Annotated in this window: 18 protein-coding genes and 1 tRNA gene; 11 read left to right on the top strand and 8 right to left on the bottom strand. The window is 72.6% G+C overall.

Annotated elements, in window-relative coordinates; all coding sequences use genetic code 11:
* Positions 1-36 precede the first annotated feature (36 nt).
* The 3 genes from ACZ6R6_RS15600 to ACZ6R6_RS15590 are packed head-to-tail and all read left to right on the top strand — an operon-like array spanning position 37 to position 2,778.
* Complete coding sequence (locus ACZ6R6_RS15600) at positions 37-924, top strand: LysR family transcriptional regulator (RefSeq protein ID WP_470093778.1); 888 nt, start codon at positions 37-39, stop codon at positions 922-924.
* 4 nt (positions 925-928) lie between these two features.
* The gene (locus ACZ6R6_RS15595; protein WP_470093776.1) at positions 929-1,951 is read left to right on the top strand and encodes a chorismate-binding protein; all 1,023 of its coding nucleotides are present in this window, start codon (positions 929-931) and stop codon (positions 1,949-1,951) included.
* Positions 1,948-2,778, top strand: coding sequence for an aminotransferase class IV (locus ACZ6R6_RS15590; protein ID WP_470093774.1), 831 nt, complete (start codon positions 1,948-1,950; stop codon positions 2,776-2,778). Before ACZ6R6_RS15595 ends, ACZ6R6_RS15590 begins: the two co-directional genes overlap by 4 nt.
* Before the next feature lie 4 nt (positions 2,779-2,782).
* Here ACZ6R6_RS15590 and ACZ6R6_RS15585 read toward each other — a convergent pair whose 3' ends face one another.
* Positions 2,783-4,120: an LVIVD repeat-containing protein gene (locus tag ACZ6R6_RS15585; protein WP_470094058.1), complete on the bottom strand. Its 1,338-nt coding sequence runs from the start codon at positions 4,118-4,120 to the stop codon at positions 2,783-2,785.
* 130 nt (positions 4,121-4,250) lie between these two features.
* Between ACZ6R6_RS15585 and ACZ6R6_RS15580 the strand changes: the two genes are divergently transcribed.
* Complete coding sequence (locus ACZ6R6_RS15580; protein WP_470093772.1) at positions 4,251-4,859, top strand: DUF305 domain-containing protein; 609 nt, start codon at positions 4,251-4,253, stop codon at positions 4,857-4,859.
* A gap of 54 nt (positions 4,860-4,913) precedes the next feature.
* Here ACZ6R6_RS15580 and ACZ6R6_RS15575 read toward each other — a convergent pair whose 3' ends face one another.
* A complete protein-coding gene (locus ACZ6R6_RS15575; RefSeq protein WP_012892610.1) occupies positions 4,914-5,330 on the bottom strand; it encodes an SsgA family sporulation/cell division regulator in 417 nt (138 codons plus the stop codon).
* A 459-nt stretch (positions 5,331-5,789) separates the two neighbouring features.
* On the opposite strand from ACZ6R6_RS15575, the gene ACZ6R6_RS15570 reads away from it, so the two are divergent.
* The 3 genes from ACZ6R6_RS15570 to ACZ6R6_RS15560 all read left to right on the top strand — a co-directional run bounded on the left by ACZ6R6_RS15570 (position 5,790) and on the right by ACZ6R6_RS15560 (position 7,882).
* A tRNA-Val gene (locus tag ACZ6R6_RS15570) sits at positions 5,790-5,861 on the top strand.
* Positions 5,862-6,141: 280 nt separating this feature from the next.
* Positions 6,142-6,804 (top strand): potassium channel family protein, encoded by a 663-nt coding sequence (locus ACZ6R6_RS15565; protein ID WP_470093770.1) that lies wholly within the window; start codon positions 6,142-6,144, stop codon positions 6,802-6,804.
* Between the two features lie 181 nt (positions 6,805-6,985).
* Positions 6,986-7,882 (top strand): TIGR03564 family F420-dependent LLM class oxidoreductase, encoded by an 897-nt coding sequence (locus tag ACZ6R6_RS15560; protein WP_451933851.1) that lies wholly within the window; start codon positions 6,986-6,988, stop codon positions 7,880-7,882.
* Here the strand turns inward: ACZ6R6_RS15560 and ACZ6R6_RS15555 are convergent.
* The gene (locus tag ACZ6R6_RS15555) at positions 7,866-8,249 is read right to left on the bottom strand and encodes a hypothetical protein (RefSeq protein WP_470093768.1); all 384 of its coding nucleotides are present in this window, start codon (positions 8,247-8,249) and stop codon (positions 7,866-7,868) included. The two genes, ACZ6R6_RS15560 and ACZ6R6_RS15555, sit on opposite strands and share 17 nt — an antisense overlap.
* Positions 8,250-8,299: 50 nt before the next feature.
* Positions 8,300-9,037 (bottom strand): PaaX family transcriptional regulator C-terminal domain-containing protein, encoded by a 738-nt coding sequence (locus tag ACZ6R6_RS15550; protein WP_470093766.1) that lies wholly within the window; start codon positions 9,035-9,037, stop codon positions 8,300-8,302.
* 76 nt (positions 9,038-9,113) lie between these two features.
* On the opposite strand from ACZ6R6_RS15550, the gene ACZ6R6_RS15545 reads away from it, so the two are divergent.
* Positions 9,114-10,874: an acyl-CoA dehydrogenase family protein gene (locus ACZ6R6_RS15545; RefSeq protein ID WP_470093764.1), complete on the top strand. Its 1,761-nt coding sequence runs from the start codon at positions 9,114-9,116 to the stop codon at positions 10,872-10,874.
* Positions 10,875-10,920: 46 nt separating this feature from the next.
* On the opposite strand, the gene ACZ6R6_RS15540 is transcribed toward ACZ6R6_RS15545, so the two are convergent.
* Positions 10,921-11,523: a hypothetical protein gene (locus ACZ6R6_RS15540; RefSeq protein WP_470093762.1), complete on the bottom strand. Its 603-nt coding sequence runs from the start codon at positions 11,521-11,523 to the stop codon at positions 10,921-10,923.
* Positions 11,524-11,648: 125 nt separating this feature from the next.
* On the bottom strand, positions 11,649-12,626 hold the full coding sequence (dapD, locus tag ACZ6R6_RS15535) for a 2,3,4,5-tetrahydropyridine-2,6-dicarboxylate N-succinyltransferase (protein WP_470093760.1): 978 nt from the start codon (positions 12,624-12,626) through the stop codon (positions 11,649-11,651).
* Positions 12,627-12,719: 93 nt separating this feature from the next.
* Here dapD and ACZ6R6_RS15530 point away from each other — a divergent pair, with 93 nt between their 5' ends.
* The gene (locus ACZ6R6_RS15530) at positions 12,720-13,325 is read left to right on the top strand and encodes a glycoside hydrolase family 25 protein (RefSeq protein ID WP_470093758.1); all 606 of its coding nucleotides are present in this window, start codon (positions 12,720-12,722) and stop codon (positions 13,323-13,325) included.
* A 70-nt stretch (positions 13,326-13,395) separates the two neighbouring features.
* Positions 13,396-15,369, top strand: coding sequence for a threonine--tRNA ligase (thrS, locus tag ACZ6R6_RS15525; protein ID WP_470093756.1), 1,974 nt, complete (start codon positions 13,396-13,398; stop codon positions 15,367-15,369).
* A 219-nt stretch (positions 15,370-15,588) separates the two neighbouring features.
* On the opposite strand, the gene ACZ6R6_RS15520 is transcribed toward thrS, so the two are convergent.
* The gene (locus ACZ6R6_RS15520) at positions 15,589-16,206 is read right to left on the bottom strand and encodes an Asp23/Gls24 family envelope stress response protein (protein WP_470093754.1); all 618 of its coding nucleotides are present in this window, start codon (positions 16,204-16,206) and stop codon (positions 15,589-15,591) included.
* 236 nt (positions 16,207-16,442) lie between these two features.
* Here ACZ6R6_RS15520 and ACZ6R6_RS15515 point away from each other — a divergent pair, with 236 nt between their 5' ends.
* Positions 16,443-16,994 carry an HIT family protein gene (locus ACZ6R6_RS15515; RefSeq protein ID WP_470093752.1) on the top strand — a complete coding sequence of 184 codons (552 nt, stop codon included), beginning with the start codon at positions 16,443-16,445 and terminating at the stop codon, positions 16,992-16,994.
* On the opposite strand, the gene ACZ6R6_RS15510 is transcribed toward ACZ6R6_RS15515, so the two are convergent.
* Positions 16,937-19,015, bottom strand: coding sequence for a hypothetical protein (locus tag ACZ6R6_RS15510; RefSeq protein ID WP_470093750.1), 2,079 nt, complete (start codon positions 19,013-19,015; stop codon positions 16,937-16,939). The two genes, ACZ6R6_RS15515 and ACZ6R6_RS15510, sit on opposite strands and share 58 nt — an antisense overlap.
* Positions 19,016-19,150: the final 135 nt, after the last annotated feature.

The following is a 19,150-nucleotide window of genomic DNA, read 5'->3' as shown; positions in this document are numbered from 1 at the left end:
CGACTAGATTGCATGCAAGTCATGCGAAGGAGGAATGTGTTCGACGTCGACGCGCTGCGCCTGCTGGACGCGGTGGCCCGCACCGGGTCCTTCACCGGGGCGGCGGCCCAGCTCAACTACACCCAGTCCGCGGTCTCCCGGCGCATCGCCTCCCTCGAACAGCAGGCGGGCGGCCCGCTGTTCGACCGGCTCCCGCGCGGGGTACGGCTCACCCCCGCCGGCGAGACGCTCCACCATCACGCGCAGGTCGTCCTGAACCGGCTGGCCAGAGCGGCCGAGGAGCTGGCCGGCATCCACGGCGGCTACCGGGGGCGGCTGCGCGTCGGCGCGTTCGCCACCGCCAACGTCGCGCTGGTCCCGGGGGCCCTGCGGGCCTTCCGGAGGGAGTTCCCCGAGGTCGAGCTCACCCCGGTCGAGGGGCCCAGCGGCGGCCTGCTGCGCCGGATGCGCGAGGGCGGCCTGGACGCCGCCGTGGTCAGCGACTACCCGGCCGGCCTGCCCTACGACGAGGAGCTGGAGTTCGCCGAGCTGGTGGAGGACGAGCTGATGGTCGCGCTGCCACGCGATCACCGGCTGGCCGGGGAGGACCCCGTCGACCTGCGCGGGCTGCGGGAGGAGACCTGGATCGAGGCGCCCCCGCCCGGCCGGACGACGATGCTCGACGCCGCCTGCGCCCGCGCCGGGTTCACGCCCCGCGCCACGGTACGGATCGCCGAGTGGACGGGAAAGTTCGGCTACGTCGCGGCGGGGCTCGGCATCACACTGGTGCCCGCCATCGCCGCGCAGGCCGTACCGCCCGATCTCGTGCTCCGCTCCCTCGGCGACCTCGCCCCGCGCCGGACCGTCTACACCGTCCTGCCGATCACGCCCCTGCCCGCTGCCCGTACGCTGGTGCGCCACCTGCGCGAGGCGGCGGGACAATAGCGGGGTGCACGACTCATTTGCGCATGCAGGGGGACAGCTGGCCACCCGGCTCCGCGACGTCACCACCGACCTGGCCGCGCTCGACGGCGAGGGCTGGTGGGCCGTCGTGGTCGACTACGAGGGCAAGGTCACGTGCGCCAGGTTCGACGACGTCCGGCCCGCGCCGCTGCCCGCGCCCCGCGGCCCCTGGCGCGGGCCGCACCCGTCGTCGTGGCGCAGCTCGCTGGATCGGGCCGCCTACGAGGCCGGCGTGCGCGGCATCCGCGCCCACATCGAGCGGGGCGAGGTCTACCAGGCCAACCTGTGCCGGGTGCTGAGCGCGCCGCTGCCCGGGGAGCCGGACCTCCCGGCGCTGGCCGTACGGCTGGCCGAGGGCAACCCCGCCCCCTACGCCGCCACGGTGAGCCTGCCCGGGCTGGGCGTGGTGTCGGCCTCCCCGGAGCTCTACCTGGCCAGGGACGGCGCGGTGATCGAGTCCAGGCCGATCAAGGGGACCGGGGCCACCGCCGGGGACCTGCTGGAGAAGGACCACGCGGAGAACGTGATGATCGTCGACCTGGTCCGCAACGACCTGGGCCGGGTCGCCGAGGTCGGCTCGGTGAGCGTGCCGGCGCTGTGCGAGGTCGAGGAGCACCCCGGCCTGGTGCACCTGGTCTCCACGGTCCGGGCCCGGCTGGCGCCGGAATTCGGCTGGCCGGAGCTGTTCTCGGCGACGTTTCCTCCTGGATCGGTGACCGGTGCCCCGAAATCTTCTGCTCTGCGCATCATCAATGAGCTCGAACCCGGGCCGCGCGGGCCGTACTGTGGGACCGTGGGCTGGGTTGACGCAGACCGGCGGCGAGCGTCGCTGGCTGTGGGCATCCGCACGTTCTGGCTGTCATCCGAGGAGATCCACTTCGGCACGGGCGCGGGCATAACCTGGGGCAGCGATCCGGAGCGCGAGTGGCGCGAGACCGAGTTGAAGGCCGCCCGGCTCATCGCGCTCGCTTCCACGGCAGGTCCAGCAGGTTCAGGAGGAGTCATATGAAGGTGCCCGTATGGGTCAACGGAGAGCTCATCAGCCCGGAGCAGGCCACCGTCTCGGTGTTCGACCACGGCCTGATGGTCGGCGACGGCGTCTTCGAGACCATCAAGTGCGTCAACGGCGCCTCGTTCGCCCTCACCCGCCACCTCGACCGGCTCCGGCTGTCGGCCCAGCGCATGGACCTGCCCGAGCCGGACGTCGAGGCGATCGCCGCCGGCGTCCGCGCCTGCCTGGCCGAGGCGCCCCGGTGGCCGCTCGGCCGGATCCGCATCACCTACACCAGCGGCCCCGGCCCGCTCGGCTCCGACCGCGGGGACCAGGGCTGCACCACGGTGGTGATCGTCGACGAGCAGCGGCCGTTCCCGGCCACCGCCGACGTCACCGTCGTGCCCTGGCCGCGTAACGAGCGCGGCGCGCTCGCCGGGGTGAAGAGCACCTCCTACGGCGACAACGCCAAGGCCCTCTTCTACGCCAAGGCCCGGGGCGGCGGCGAGGCGATCTTCGAGAACCTGGCGGGCGACCTTTGCGAGGGCACCGGCAGCAACATCTTCATCGTCCGTGACGGCCGGCTGCTCACCCCCACGCTGGCCTCCGGCTGCCTGGCCGGGGTGACCCGGGCGCTCACGCTGGAGTGGTGCGGCGGCTCCGAGGAGGACGTCCCGCTGTCGGCCCTCTACGAGGCCGAGGAGGCGTTCCTGACCTCCACCACCCGCGACATCCAGCCGATCCGCGCGGTCGACCAGACCGTGCTGCCGGCCGCGCCCGGCCCGATCACCGCCAAGGCGATGCGGGTCTTCGCCGAGCGCGGCGCCGCCGACCTCGACCCGTGACGGGTCACCGCGGGTAGGACACCTGGGTCTGGGCGTTCAGTTCCTCCGTCGTGACCTTCTTGGCCGGATCGGTCAGCGGGTCGTCGATCCGGAGCACGTCCAGGCCCCTGGTGATGTCGCTGGAGTAGATGTGGCCGTTGTAGTAGTAGGCCGACCACGAGCCGCCGAGCCCCTCGACGCGGTCGCGCTCGAAGAAGCCGATCTCACGGGGGTTGTCGGAGTCGGTGAAGTCCCAGATCGACACCCCGCCCTGATACCAGGCCTGGACCATGATGTCCTTGCCGGGGACCGGCAGCAGTGACCCGTTGTGCGCGACGCAGTTCTCGTCGGGCTTCTGCCCCCTGGGGATCTTGAAATAGCCGCGGAGGCTGAGCGTGCGGTCCTCGGTGAGGTCGTAGACGGCGTCCGCCCCGTGGTTCTTGGGCGTGCCGGCGTCACAGGTGGCGCTGACGCCGCCGCCCAGCTCGTCGCCGAAGACCACCTTGGTGGCGTCGTTGTTGAACGTGGCCGAGTGCCAGATCGAGAAGTTCTCCTCGTCTCGCACGTGCTGGAGCACCTTGGGACGCACCCTGTCGGAGATGTCCAGCAGGATCCCGTCGCCGAAGCAGGCGGCGGCGGCCAGGTTCTTCTCCGGGTAGGCCGTGATGTCGTGACAGCCGCCGAGGCCGTCCTCGCCGCCCCCCTCGGAGAGCACCGGCTCCGAGACCACCCGGGCCCCGGCCGGATCGGCGGTCGGCACCTCGACCACGGAGATCTTGTTGTGCGGGGCCGGGCAGGTCGCGGACTGGGGCTCCGGCCCGGGGGAGGAGACGTAGAGGTAGACCCGGTCACCGTCCTTGCCGGGGACGAGGGTGTGGGTGTGGGAGCCGCAGTCGGTGCGGACCGCCGAAACGAACCTGGGGTGGGCCTTGTCGGCGACGTCGAAGATCCGGATGCCCTCCCAGCCCCCACGCCCGTCGGTCCCGGCTGGCCCGGCGCCGCACTCCGGGCCGCCGCGCGGCGAGTCGACGGACAGGAACAGCAGGTTCCCGCTGACCGAGACGTCGTTCTGCGCGCCGGGGCAGAGCACCCGGCTGACCACGGCGGGTTTGGCGGGGTCGGACACGTCGAACACGCTGAAGCCGTCGTAATTGCCGACGAAGGCGTGCTCGCCCTGGAAGGCCAGGTCGGTGCCCCAGGACTCGGGGCCGTCGAGCGGCGCCTGCAGCGGCACGTTGGCCACGTGGGTGACGTTGGCGCTGTGCGTGGCGTCTCCCGAGGTCGTCGCGCTCGCGGAGGCGCTCGCCGGAACCGGGGCGGCCCGGGGGGCCGGTGGCTCGGCATCCGCGCCGCATCCGGCCACAACAAGCAGCGCCGCCAGTCCTGATGCCACCCTCGATCGCACAGTTCCCCCATCACGTCAATTGCCCTGCCTCATTATTGAAGGTATGCGGGGAATGTATTGGCCGTATGGGGCTATCGTCATGATCTCGATGACATCGGTCCTCGCGGGCTGCGCGGTGGACGGTTCCGGGGAACGGGCCCCGCTGGTGGCGGGCACCGGCGCGCCGGTGATCATCCCGGGCGGCCCGGGCGACGCGGGCCGCAGGGCGGCGGCGGGTGAGCGCCTCGGCGTGTCCGAGGCCCACGTGACGGCGGCCGACGTGCGGTTCGCCGAGGGCATGATCCCGCACCACACGCAGGCGCTGGAGATGGCGGCGCTGGTGGCGCCCCGGTCGTCGTCGGCGGTCCTGCGGACGCTCGCCGACCGGATCATCGCCGCGCAACGGCCCGAGATCGCGGCCATGACCTCGTGGCTGAGGTCGGTGGGCCGGCCGCCGGGGCCGCACGGCGGCCACACGGTCACCCAGGAGCAGATGAACCGGCTCAGGGCCGCCCGGGGGGCGGCCTTCGACGAGCTCTTCCTGAACCTGATGATCGCTCACCACGAGGAGGCGATGACCATGGCCGGGCGGCAGCTCCGGTCGGGCACGGACCGGACCATGCTAGCCACCGCCGAGGACGTCCTGTCCGGGCAGGGGGTCGAGATCGCCCGGATGCGGAGGCTGCTCGGGGACCGGGCCCTGCGGTCCCCGGGGTGAGGAGGAGGGCGCGTCCGGAGCGGACGGGCGGGCGCCGGGGCGCCCGCGCGGGGATCAGGAGCTCCAGAGCATGTTGCTGAGCTCGGCGTCGAGATCCATGAAGTCGGTCTCGCGACCGGCCGGCACCAGCTCGTAGGTGCGGTGCAGGAACTCCGTCAGCGGAGCCAGCGGCACCTCGAACAGGGCCTGTCCGAACGGTGACGTGAGACTGATGTGCAGGGTGCGCTCGCCGTCGGCGCGCGCGGGCCACACCTGGACGTCTCCGTCGCCGACACGCCGCACGATGCCGACTGTCAGCAGTTCGCGGGCAAAGATCCACTCGACCGGTTCGTCGTTCCCCACATGGAATGCCATTCTGATCGCGTAGGGATCATCGGCCGTGTAGCTGAGTCCGGCGAGCAGGGGGACGGTGGTACGGTCGGGGACCACAAGCCGAAGGCCAAGCTCGGCAGAGACGGTGGCGCTGTTCATCGTCAGCCAAACCTTTTTCGTCGTCGGTCCCCTCTTCGGGGCTTTCACTGCTCTGACGGACTGTGTCCCGAGCTATGACGCGGAACAAAGAAACCTGTAGGAAAGATTCCGCCTCCAGGCCCTTCTGTAACACACATCACAGCGCGACATTTGGGCATCTACCTGGCTAAACATCGCCAACAGGGCCGTATTTGCAAGGGTTTTGCGTATCGTTTTGGTCACCGTCGACTCCCCTGTAGGGGCGTCTCGGGCGATAGAGGTCCAGCTCGGGTCGTTCGGTGCTTCTGCGGATCAGGATGATGCTATGACACCGTAGCCCCCCGCCGGACGTATCCCCAGACCTTTGGTCCATGACCGTGTCGCACCCCATGATCATCTCTGTTGCCGCCGTCGCTTCGCGAGCGGTCCCGGATTGCGGTATGGTTTTCCACGTCGGCACCGCGAGGAGCCGGACAGGGCGGGCGATTAGCTCAGCGGGAGAGCGCTTCGTTCACACCGAAGAGGTCACTGGTTCGATCCCAGTATCGCCCACAGACAGTAGACGCAGGCAGGAGCCCCCCGGTTGACACCGACCGGGGGGCTTTCCGCTGTCCGGGCCCGGCCGGCGCCCGTTCCCGGGGGCTGATCATGGAAACCGGCCGGCGGCGGCGCGGTCCGTCCCGCCGTCCGCACGTCCCGCCCCCGCGGCGCCGAGGCCGGGCGGGCCGGCCGGCCGGCCGCCGTTCTGGAGTCATCGTTCCGCCGTGCTTTGGTGCGCTTTTGCGTTAGCGTGTCCTTCTTCAGCTACGGACTCCCGGGGGGAAGACGACCGTTGGCCGGCAGAGGGAACGATCCCGTGGTGGTGATCGGGCTCGGCAGGTTCGGCAGCTCGCTCGCCGTGGAGCTCGCCCGCCGGGGCACCGAGGTGCTGGCCATCGACAGCCGGCCCAAGGTGGTGCAGAGCATGGCGGGCAGGCTCACCCACGTCGTCGCCGCAGACTCCACCGACATCGAGGCACTGCGCCAGCTCGGCGTGCCCGACTTCTACCGGGCGGTGGTCGCCATCGGCACCGACCTCGAATCCAGCATCCTCACCACGTCCCTGCTGGTCGAGCTGGAGATCGAGGACGTCTGGGCCAAGGCGGTCAGCCGTGACCACGGACGCATCCTGGAGCGGGTCGGCGCCCATCACGTGATCCTTCCCGAGCACGACATGGGAGAACGGCTGGCCCGCCTGATGAACGGCCGGATGCTCGACTACATGGGGGTGGACGGCGACTACGCGCTGGTCAAGACCCGGCCCCCCAGGGAGTTCGTCGGCGTCCCCCTCGCCCACTCCGGGCTGCGCCGCAAATACGGGGTGACCGTGGTCTGCGTCAAGGGCCAGCACGACGAGTTCACCTACGCCGCGGCCGACACCGTCCTGAGCTACGGGGACGTGATCGTCATCGCGGGCCGGGTCGAAGAGGTGGAGCGCTTCACCGAGCTGCCGTGACCGGTCGCGGTGAGCCACGGGCCCGCCGGGTCGCCGTGCCCCCGGCCCAGCCCGGTCCTCCGGCCCGGGCGAGGGCGTCAACGTCCACCTCGCGCCCGCCGCCGGCACCCCACGGCTCCGACGTGATCCCGCCGCCCCGTGCCTAGACTGGCCACAACGACCAGAATGGAGTTCGGTAACGATGCGGATCGGACTGTTGCTCAACGAACCCGAGGGCACGGACGTACTGGGCAGGCTGCGGGGGCGGATCGCCCGCGCGGCCGACGACGGCTTCTCCTCCGCCTGGATGTCCAACGTCTTCGGCCTCGACGCGCTGACCGCGCTCGCCGTGGCCGGCAGCCAGGTGCCGGGGATCGAACTCGGCACCGCCGTCGTCCCCACCTACCCGCGTCACCCGGCGGCCCTCGCCCAGCAGGCGCTCACGGCCAACGCCGCCCTGGACGGGCGGCTCGCGCTCGGCGTCGGCCTGTCGCACCAGATCGTCATCGAGGGCATGTACGGCTACGGCTTCGACAGGCCCGCCCGGCACATGCGCGAATACCTGTCCGTCCTGGTGCCGCTGGTGCGCGGGGAGCAGGTGGCCTTCGAAGGCGAGACCCTCAAGGCGCGGCTCGGGCTGACCACGCCGGGCGCCGGGGACATGCCCGTGCTCGTGGCCGCGCTGGGCCCGCGCATGCTCAAGCTGGCCGGGGAGCTGGCCGACGGCACCGTGCTGTGGATGACCGGTCCCAAGACCGTGGCCGAGCACGTGGCGCCCGCCGTCACCGAGGCCGCCCGCGCCGCCGGGCGGCCCGCGCCGAGGATCGTCTGCGCGCTCCCGGTCTGCGTCACCGACGACGTCGAGGCCGCCAGGGCGCGGGCCGCCGAGGTCTTCGAGGTCTACGGCCGGCTGCCGTCCTACCGGGCGATGCTCGACAGGGAGGGCGCCGAGAGCCCGGCCGACGTGGCGGTCGTCGGCGACGAGGACGCGGTCTCCGCCCAGATCGAGTCGCTCGCCAAGGCCGGGGTCACCGACTTCGTGGCCGCCGAGTACGCCTCGGACCGCCGGACCAGGGAGTTTCTCAGGACCCTGCGGTAGAACCCGCCCGGGCCGGACCCGCCCCGCCCGCCGCCGGGGCGGGTCCGCCCGGCCGCCGGGACATGAGGGCCCAGCGGGCGAGCGCCCACAGGACCGGGCCGGCCGACAGCACCGAGCCCCTGGAGCCGAGGGAGAAGGCCGAGACGGCCGAGCCGATGGACCCGACCGACAGCACCGAGCCGATGGACAGGGCCGAGGCGGCCGAGCCGATGGACCCGACCGACAGCACCGAGCCGGCGGAGCCGAGGGATCCGACGGACAGGATCGAGCCGGCGGACCCGATGGACAGGATCGAGCCCGTCGACCCGATGGACAGGATCGAGCCCGTCGACCCGATGGACCACAGCGAGTTCTCGTTTTCCGGCATGACGGCAATCATGCTCCATCCACGGACGGCCGTGACCCACCGGGCGTGATCTACAGATGGTCGCGGACGAGACTCCCGAACTCGGTCTCGAACAGGTCGTAGCGGCGCCTGAGCCCGTCACCGGGCCAGTCGCCGGGCAGCAGCCCGGCCGGCAGCAGCGGGTCGGCCAGCAGGTGGCGCAGGGCGGCGGCGGCCAGGGCGAACCGGTCGGCGACGGTGGTCGCCGCGTCGAAGGCCCCCTGCAGCGCCCGCGCGTGCCGGGCCCAGCCGGGGAGATCCCACAGGGATCCCGCCAGCGCGGCGGGGTCCTCCTCCGGGACCGCTCGCAGGAAGGCGCACTGCCCGGCGACGGCGGGGGGCCGGGCCCTGCGCAGGTTGTCCGGCCGCATCCACACGCCCTCGCGGATCTCGGCCAGGCGCAGCGCCGCCATGGCCTCCCGGAGCGCGGCCCGCTCGGCGGCGGGCCGCCGCTCGGCGGTGACGATCGCGACCTCCCAGCCGCCGTCCCAGCGGCGGGTGCCGGGTGAGCGGCTCTCGTCCTGGCGGGCCTGCCGCAGGCGCAGGCGCTCGCTGAGCTCGTAGTGGCCCTCCCGCTGCCCGACGTCGCCCGCGGCGACCATCCGCGACAGCGCGACCCGGACCGTGCCCTCGGGGATGCCGAACAGGGCGCCCACCCGCACCAGGTGGCCGGCTCTCAGCCGCGGGGGATGGGTGCCCAGCAGCGTGCTGAGGATGACCGAACGCGCGGTCATCGGCCGGAGCCCGAGCAGGTCGTCTTCGTACGTCATGCCAACCGCCGAGCTTACTCATCCGCCCGGATATTACATCTTTCCATCATGTGTCGTAGAAGCGTAATGTCCAGGCATGGCTTCCCACCTCATCGAGCCGGTCGACCGGCTGCCCTTCGGCGGCCCGGACAAGGCCCGGCGCTACGCCACCGGGCGCTACCCGGGCGCGGCCGGCCTCAACTGGTACGGTTCAGACCCCACGCTGCGCTTCCTGATGCGCCGCCACCTCGGCGCCGACGCCCTGGAATGGGCGGAGCCGCACCTGCGACGGGCGGGCGCGCTGATGAGCGGCCCCGTCCTGGAGCACGCCGAGGAGACCGACCGGAACCCGCCCCGGCTGGAGAGATACGACCGCTGGGGCCACGAGGTCGGCCGGATCGTCATGCCGCCGTCCTTCGAGGCGGCCCGCAGGGATCTGGTCGCCGGGGCCTTCACCCGCCCGGAGTTCGTCCGGGAGGCCAGGGCCGCCGGGGCCGATCCGGTGACCATGGGGCTGGCCTGGAACTACCTGCTCTACCAGGCCGACATCGGGATGGGCTGCGCGCTCGGCACCGGCGGCGACATGGTGGTGCTGATGGCCGAGGCGTTCGCGCCCCAGGACGTCAAGGAACGGGTCAGGGAGATCTTCGCGGACGGGATGTTCTCCGGCGAGGCCGCGCAGATGTTCACCGAGCGCACCGGTGGCTCCGACCTCGCCGCACTGGAGTCCACCGCCACCCCGGCGGGGGACGCCTGGCGGCTGAACGGCCTGAAGTGGTTCGCTTCCAACGCCAACGGCTCCGCCTTCGTGGTGCTGGCCAAGCCCGAGGGAGGTCCCGACGGCAGCCGGGGCGTGGCGCCCTTCCTCGTGCTGCGCGAGCGCCGTGACGGCGGCCGCAACGGCATCCGTGTCCGCAGGCTCAAGGACAAGCTGGGCACCAGGTCGGTGGCCTCGGCGGAGATCGAGTTCACCGACGCCGAGGCGTTCCTGCTGGCGCCGGGGAGCGGGGACGGCGGCGCCGGCGACGGCAAGGGCCTGGGCCGGATGATGGAGCTGACCAACGGGGCCCGGCTCGGGATCGCCACGATGGGCCTGGGCTGCGCCCGGCGCGCGCTGGTCGAGTCGCTCTGCTACGCCCGCGGCCGCGAGGCCTTCGGCGCGGCCCTCATCGACCAGCCGCTCATGCGTCGCAAGCTGGCCGAGTTGATCGTCGAGGTGGAGGCGGCCCAGGCGCTGGTCTTCGACGGGTTCCACAACAGGCTGCGCCTCGGCCCGGCTCTGATCAAGCTCAGGGCCGCCCGGCTCGGCGTCACCGCGGCCAGCGACGCCATCGAGGTGCACGGCGGCAACGGCTACATCGAGCAGTGGCCGGTCGCCCGCATCCTGCGCGACGCCCAGGTCAACCCGGTGTGGGAGGGCGGTGACAACATCCTCTGCCTGGACGTGCGCCGGGCCGTCGAAAGAGACCAGCACCTGCCGTTCTTCGACCGGCTGGCGGAGGCCGTACGGCACGCGCCGCCCGGCGACGACCCCACCGCGCAGCTGGTGTCGGACCGGATCGAGCGGCTGCGGGAGGCCGTGGGCCTGTGGCGCGGCCTCGACCCGGTCACCGCCGAGGCCAGGCTCTTCCCGCTGGCGCAGTTCATGGCCGACGTCTACGCCGCCGCGCTGCTGCTGGAGCAGGCCGGCTGGGAGCGCCGCGAGCTCGGCACCGACCGCAAGGCGCTGGTCGCCCGACTCTACGCCCGCGCCCACCTCGCCGACCACGGCCCGCTGCGCGGCATCGACCACGTCGCCGAGGACCTCGACCGGTTCAAGGATCTCGCGGACGGGGCCCTCGCCGACGACCGGCCGTGACCGGTCGCCACCGGCCCGCCCCGCCGGTGCCGTCTCCTCCCGCGGCTCAGAGGCCGAAGGCGCTCAGGGTCGCCCAGGCCGAGCCGGCGCCGGCGACGGCTCCGGCGGCGACCTGGGCGGGCGTGTGATGGCTGAGCCGTACCCGGGCCCAGCACACCGCCGCCACGACCAGCGCGCCCGCCGCCAGGGCCGGGACGGCGGGCAGCACCCGGGCGAGCACCACCACGGTGCCCGCCGACACCGCCGCGTGAAAGGAGATCTTCCACCTGAGCGTGATCGGGACCGTCAGCGCGAGCGCGGCCAGCATCGCGGTCACCGTGGCCACCAGCAGCCGGGGCGCGCCGAGGGAGGCCAGCAGCACCAGTGCGGCGAGCACCGCCGCGACCGCCACCAGCAGCGGCCGTGTCCGGCTCGCCCGGTCGACCAGGTGGTGGGAGTCCAGCCGCCCGGAGCGGACCCCGGCCAGGATCACCCCCGCCGGGATCCCGCCGCACAGCGCCGAGGCCACCAGCCCCCATCCGGCGCCGGTCCAGCCGTCGGCCACCAGCCCGATGACCGGGGGCAGCACGATGACCAGCACCTGGGGCGCGAACAGCCCGGTGACCCACCGCGCGGCCCGCTCACCGTGCGCCGCTCCCTGACCGGTCATGCCACTCCCATCGATGCGAGCTCCGCGGCCGGGACCGCCGGGCGGGCGGCCCGGAGGTGGGATCTCCGGGAGCCGCCGCGCCCGGCGGGCGGCGCCCCGGCCGGCGGGCGCGGCGCCCGGCCGGCTCAGTCGTTGGCGTGCAGGGCGCTGTTGAGCTCCACACCGGTGCCCTTGCGGGCGACGACCTCGACGGCGCCGGAGGTGGAGTTGCGGCGGAACAGCAGGCCGGAGGCGCCGGAGAGCTCGGCGGCCTTGACGACCCGGCCGTCCGGCAGGACGACCTTGGTCCCGGCGGTGACGTAGAGGCCGGCCTCCACGACGCAGTCGTCGCCGAGGGAGATGCCGACGCCGCTGTTGGCGCCCAGCAGGCAGCGCTCGCCGATGGCGATGACCTGCTTGCCCCCGCCGGACAGGGTGCCCATGATCGAGGCGCCGCCGCCCACGTCGGAGCCGTCGCCCACGACCACGCCCGCCGAGATACGGCCCTCGACCATGGAGACGCCGAGCGTCCCGGCGTTGAAGTTGACGAAGCCCTCGTGCATCACGGTCGTGCCGGTGGCCAGGTGCGCGCCGAGGCGGACGCGGTCGGCCTCGGCGATCCGGACGCCGGAGGGCATCACGTAGTCGACCATCCGGGGGAACTTGTCCACGCCGTAGACGGTCACCTGGCCGCGGGCGCGCAGGCGCAGCCGTACGGCCTCGAAGCCCTCGACGGGGCACGGGCCGTGGTTGGTCCACACCACGTTGCTCAGCACGCCGAACAGGCCGTCGAGGTTCAGCCCGTGCGGCTGGACCAGGCGGGTCGAGAGCAGGTGGAGGCGGAGGTAGGCGTCGTGGGCGTCGGCGGGCGCCTCCGACAGCTTGGCGATCCCGGTGCGCACCGCGACCACCTCCACCCCGCGGTCCTCGTCCGGGCCGAGCAGCGCGGCGACCGCGGAGCCGAGCGCCTCGACGGCCTCCTCCGGGGTCAGCCGCCGGGTGCCCGGCGAGGACGGCTCCCCCAGCTGGGGGGAGGGGAACCAGGTGTCGAGCACGGTCCCGTCGGGGGTGATGGTCGCGATGCCGGCACCGTGAGCGCCTGAGTTCTGTGCTGCTGTGTTCACGCCGACCAAGCCTAGTCAAAACCGGTGCAATGGCAGCACGCCCCGGGAGCGTTGGGCGTGTGCCGTGTCGCGGGGGTCATTAGCGTGGCCGCCATGTTGCACGGCATCGATGTGTCGAACTGGCAGGGCGCCGTCGACTGGGACCACCATGCCAACAACGGGATCTCCTTCGCCTTCGCCAAGGCGACGGAGGGGAGCACCTTCAGCGACGCGTGGTTCGCCCGGAACTGGACCGGGATGCGGGAGAACTGGCTCGTCTGCGGGGCCTACCACTTCGCCCGCCCCGCCGGTGACCCGGAGAAGCAGGCGGCGCACTTCCTGGCGGCCGTGCGGCGGGCGGGCGGCCTGCACCGCGGCGACCTGCTCGCGCTCGACCTGGAGACCAACGACCACCAGCCTCCGCGCCGGGTGGCCGGTTTCGCCCGCCGCTGGTGCCAGGCCGTCACCGCCAGGGCCGGGGTGCGGCCGGTGATCTACACCTTCCTGACGTTCGCGCTGAACGGCAACTGCGCCGGGCTGGAGGGCTATCCCCTCTGGATCGCCGCGCCCAACAACCCGCAGGGCAGGCCGGACGTGCCGGGACCGTGGAACAGATGGACCATCCACCAGCACTCCCACACGCCTGTGGACCGCAACGTCTTCCGGGGCACCCGGGCCGAGCTGACCTCGCTGGGCTACCACCGGCGGCGTGATGCCTGAGATATCCCGTGACGGACACCGGTAGCATCGGTTGCTAGACCCGAACGTCACCGTCTCTCAGGGAGCAACCGTGTCCGCCGTGCCAGAACTACGTATCACCCTCGCCGGAGCCGAGCGTGTGGTGGCGGAGGGCACGACGTACGGCGACGCGCTCCAGGCCGACGGCCGCTCCGTGGTCGCCGCCCGTGCCAACGGCGAGCTGAAGGACCTCGCGGCCCCCGTCGCCGAGGGCGACGTGGTCGAGCCGGTCGCGGTCGACAGCGCCGACGGCCGGGCGATCGTGCGCCATTCCACCGCGCACGTCATGGCCCAGGCCGTCCAGGAGCTGTTCCCCGAGGCCAAGCTGGGCATCGGCCCGCCCGTCGAGAACGGCTTCTACTACGACTTCGACGTCAAGAACCCCTTCACCCCCGACGACCTCAAGCGCGTCGAGAAGCGCATGCGCGAGATCGTCAAGCAGGGGCAGCGCTTCTCCCGCAGGCCCGTCTCCGACGAGGACGCGCGCGAGGAGCTGGCGGACGAGCCCTACAAGCTGGAGCTGATCGGTCTCAAGGGCGGCGCGAACGCCGACGACGGGTCCGATGTGGAGGTCGGCGGCGCCGAGCTGACCATCTACGACAACCTCGACCCGAAGACCGGCGACCTGTGCTGGAAGGACCTGTGCCGCGGCCCGCACGTGCCGACCACCCGGTCCATCCCGGCCTTCAAACTGATGCGCTCCGGTGGCGCCTACTGGCGGGGCAGCGAGAAGAACCCGCAGCTCCAGCGGATCTACGGCACCGCCTGGGAGTCCCGCGAGCGCCAGGACGAATACCTCCACCTGCTGGAGGAGGCCGAGAAGCGCGACCACCGCAAGCTGGGCGCCGAGCTCGACCTGTTCTCCTTCCCCGACGAGCTGGGTTCGGGCCTGCCGGTCTTCCACCCCAAGGGCGGCGTGATCCGCCGGGTCATGGAGGACTACTCACGGCGCCGGCACGAGGAGGCGGGTTACTCCTTCGTCAACACCCCGCACATCACCAAGGACAACCTCTACAAGACCTCCGGCCACCTGGAGTGGTACGCCGACGGCATGTTCCCGCCCATGGAGCTCGAGGGCGCCAACTACTACCTCAAGCCGATGAACTGCCCGATGCACAACCTGATCTTCAGGGCGCGCGGGCGGTCCTACCGCGAGCTGCCGCTGCGACTGTTCGAGTTCGGCACCGTCTACCGCTACGAGAAGTCCGGCGTCATCCACGGCCTGACCCGCGTCCGCGGCCTGACCCAGGACGACGCGCACATCTACTGCACCCGCGAGCAGATGCGCGACGAGCTCAAGTCGCTGCTCAGGTTCGTCCTCGACCTGCTGCGCGACTACGGCCTCAACGACTTCTACCTCGAGCTGTCGACCAAGGACCCGGTCAAGTTCGTCGGCACCGACGAGGACTGGGAGGAGGCCACCGAGACGCTGCGCGAGGTCGCCGAGTCGGAGAAGCTGGAGCTCGTCATGGACCCGGGCGGGGCGGCGTTCTACGGGCCGAAGATCTCCGTGCAGGCCCGCGACGCCATCGGCCGTAGCTGGCAGATGTCGACCATCCAGCTCGACTTCAACCTCCCGCAGCGCTTCGAGCTGGAGTTCCAGTCGTCCGACGGCTCGCGGCAGCGGCCCATCATGATCCACCGGGCGCTGTTCGGCTCGATCGAGCGCTTCTTCGGCGTCCTGGTCGAGCACTACGCCGGCGCCTTCCCTCCGTGGCTCGCCCCGGTGCAGGTCGTCGGCATCCCGATCGCCGAGGCCCACGCGCCCTACCTGCAGGACCTGGCCAAGAAGGCCCGCGAGCGGGGTGTCCGGATCGAGGTCGACGCCTCCGACGACCGGATGCAGAAGAAGATCCGCAACGCGCAGAAGTCCAAGGTGCCCTTCATGCTCCTGGCGGGTGACGAAGACATCGCCAACGGCGCGGTCTCCTTCCGCTTCCGCAACGGTGAGCAGAAGAACGGCGTGCCGGTCGACGAGGCGATCAACGAGATCGTCGACGCGATCGAGCGCCGCGTCCAGGTCTGACCCGCGACCGCGGGCAGGGTTCCGCGGCGAACGGTACGGCGGGCCGCCACAGGTGGCCCGCCGTACCTCTTCCGGCGCCGCTGCCGGCCGGGCAGGCGCCCGGGGACGGCCGCCGAGCGGCCACCGGCCCCGACGGGTGCCCGGAGCGCGGTCCGGGACCGCTCGCTCAGGGACCGGTGGCGCCGCGCGCAGGCCGCTCCCGGGGCCGGCGGCCCCGTCTCAGGACTCGGCGGGCGCCTCCGGGACGTCCTCGCCGGGCAGGCGGACGTCCTCCACGTCGACGTTGACCTCGACGACCCGCATGCCCAGCATGCGGCTGACCGTGCGGGCCACGTTGGTCTTGACCTCGTTGGCCACGTCCATCACCACGTGCCCGTACTCCGCGATGATCGCCACGTCCACCGCGACCGTGCGGTCCTGGACATGGGCACTCACGCCCGGGGTGCCGCGCCTGGCCCGGGCGCCGGCGCGCCCGCGCACCGGCTCCACCGCGTCGGGCAGGCCCGTGCCCAGGCCGGCGACGCCGGCCACCTCGAGGGCGGCGAGGGCGGCGACCTTCTCCACGACCTCGTCGGCCACCTTGATCCGTCCCTTGACCACGGCCGCGGCGACCGGCTCGGCCACGGCGACCGGCTTGGCGACCGGCTCGGCCACGGCGACCGGCTCAACGACCGGCTCAACGACCGGCTCGGCCACGGCGACCGGCTCGGGGTCGGGAAGCGGGGGGACGGAGGAGATGGGGGGCGTGGACAGGCTCAGCGAGAACGGGCGGACGGCGGTCGTCTCAGCGGGAGAGTCGGTCTCCTCGGTGATGTCCTCGATGGAGACGTCGGTCATGGGGTGCTCCTCGGCTGTTGATGGTCACGCTCGCTGGGATTCTGCCGGAAATCCGCACCATTTGTCGGCTGAGGCCGATTAGCGGGCGTTATGAGTGGTTGCGCGGCGGCGGGCGGCCGACCGTCCCGGGCGGCGCCACCCGGCCCGGGCACCCCGCGCCGGACGGCCCGGCGGGGCCGCGCGCGCGGCGGGAGGCGCCAGAGCGGACGGATCCGCTTGGCAATATGCTGATCGCCATGAACGAAGAGCCAGCGGCGCAGCACGGGGCAGGGACGCCGGACGCGTTCGAAAGACTCTGGACTCCTCATCGGATGGCCTACATCAAGGGCACGAACAAGCCGACCGGCCCGGGCCCGGGCGACGGCTGCCCGTTCTGCGAGATCCCCAAGATGAGCGACGAGGAAGGGCTGATCATCGCCCGCGGCGGCTCGGTCTTCGCGGTGCTCAACCTCTACCCGTACAACTCCGGCCACCTGATGGTCTGCCCCTACCGGCACGTCGCGGACTACGCCGACCTGGACGACGGCGAGACCGCCGAGCTCGCCGACTTCACCAAGCGGGCGCTGGCCGCCCTGCGCAAGGCCAGCGGCGCGCAGGGCTTCAACGTGGGCATGAACCTCGGCGGCGTGGCGGGCGCGGGCATCGCCGCCCACCTGCACCAGCACGTGGTGCCCCGCTGGGGCGGGGACACCAACTTCATGCCGGTGGTCGGCCACACCAAGGTGCTGCCTCAGCTGCTCCGCGACACCAGGGAGCTGCTGGCCGACTCCTGGCCCGCCTCGCCGTAGCCCACCGTGCCGTCGCGCAGGGCCTTGAGGCCCACCGACAGCATGAGCGGCACGCCCAGGGCCAGCGCCATCGACAGCACGGCCGCGCCCGAGTCGTTGACCAGCATCCCGACCACCCCGCTGACCAGGGTGCCGATCAGGCCGGCCTGCAGGGCGGGGGAGTGGGCGAACGCGGCGGGCAGCACCCCGGCGCTGGCCGCCCCGGGCCGCAGCAGCGCGTAGACCAGGAACGCGACGGCGGCGATCACGATCGGCATCAGGTTGGGGCTGAGCAACGTCCCCAGCATCGCGCCCAGCTTGCGGCCGATGACCTCCATCGCCTCGCCGGTGAACACCTGGCCGACGAAACGGCCCAGATGCGTCTGGGAGCCGGGCGGGCGCCGGTAGTCGAGATAGGCGATGGCCATCACGGTGACGCCGCCCACCACGCAGAAGGCGCCCAGCTTGACGATCGAGACCCGCCTGCCCGCGATCAGCAGCGCGGTCACCGCGATGCCGGGCACGAAGGCGATCACGCCGCCGAAGTCGCTGCCCACCCCCGGCCAGCCGCCCAGGATCATCGCCGAGCAGCCCATCACCGTCACGACGGCGACCGCCAGTGCCCTGCGGCCCCGGCCCGCCGGCCGGTGCGCGATCGTGGTGGCCAGCAGCAGCACCGAGGTGGCGAAGAGGGCGAAGGGGATGTTTCCCAAGCCGTAGTAGCGCGCGCCGACCACGGCGGTGTAGCCCATCACGCTGTTGAGCTGCAGGGTCGTCCCCGTCAGCAGGTCACCGGCGAGCACCGCCGCGGTGACCCCCGCCACGACGGCCAGCGGCCCGAGCGGGCGGCGCCGCCAGGGGCCGGCCAGGGCCAGCGCGGCCAGCGCGAGCGCCAGGACGACGATCCCGCCGACCAGGGCGGCCACCGGCGCCCCGCCGCGGTGCCAGGGGGTGAGGTTGACCAGGTAGGTCGACACGGGCACGGACGCGAGCGCCAGCGCGGCCACCCGGATCCCGCCGAGCCCCCGCCTGCGGCGCATCAGCAGGAACGCGGTCAGGTAGAAGACGACCTGGAGCACCGCGACGGTGGTGAAGAAGATCCCGCCCACCCTCCTGACCGTCTGCCCGGCCACGTCGGCGTCGACCAGCCCGGCCTTGGCCGCCTCCGTGCCGCCGGTCCGGTCCCCGCCCGCCTGCCAGGGCGCGCCGACCACGGAGGGCGGTGTGGGGATACCCGCCGCGGCGAGCATCGTGGCGGTGATGTCCGGCAGGATCGTGATGTCCGCGCGGTGCGTGGAGGCCGCCCCCAGGGACCGGCCCGAGGCGTCGGCGGCGCGCATCATGGCCACCCGCAGGTGCGGCACAGGCCCGTGGTCGGCCAGCCCCGCCAGCAGCACGGTGGTCTCCCCGGGCAGCGCGTCCAGCACCGCCCCCGCCTTGGCGTCGGCCAGCCGCAGCGCGTCCGCCCGCTGCTCGGGGGTGAGCGCCTCCTCGGCGTCGGGCAGCCGCCCGCCGGCCACATACGGAGTGATCAGGTCGTCGACGTCCACGGCGATCACCCGGCACTCGGTGAGCGCGCCTGGAGCGATCTGCGCGGGGGAGGGGGCGTAGCGGTCCACCTTCCCCGCCCGGTCGGCCAGCGCCAGCGCCGCGCCGGGACCGACCGCGGAGGTGCACTGCCCGGCGGCGTGCACCGCCTCGCCGAGCGTCCCGGCGTTCTTCTGCCGGGCGACCTCGTGCAGGTAGGCGTAGCCGGGGATGACCGCGCCGGCCGTGCCGGGGTCGGGCGCCGGCGGGAGCCCGCAGCCGTAGCCGACCGCGGACCTGGTCCCGGCCGACACCGTCAGCCACCCGTCATAGGGGCAGGTCACCCGGCCGACCGCGCGGACCGACAGCGAGCCGAGCGCGCTCTGACCGGCCAGCCGCCACAGGTTGGGGGTGCCCTCGGGGCTGAGGTCGCTCCACTGCAGGCCGGGGACGCCGATCAGCGCCACCCGCCCGCTCGCGGATGCGTCGGCCTGCGCCGCCGCCGGCCAAAGCACACTCAGGACCAGCGCAAACGCGGCAAGCGTCCGCCTCACTGGTGACCTCCCCAGACCTCGCCCAAATGCTGGCACCGTAGGGGAACATTGTCCCTCCGTCCAGCGGATCCGATGATCGGCCCGGTGCCGGGCGCG

The sequence above is a fragment of the Streptosporangium sp. NPDC048886 genome (assembly GCF_055586905.1).
The sequence above is the reverse complement of the archived record's forward strand: the minus strand, read 5'-3'. Positions and strand labels throughout refer to the sequence as shown.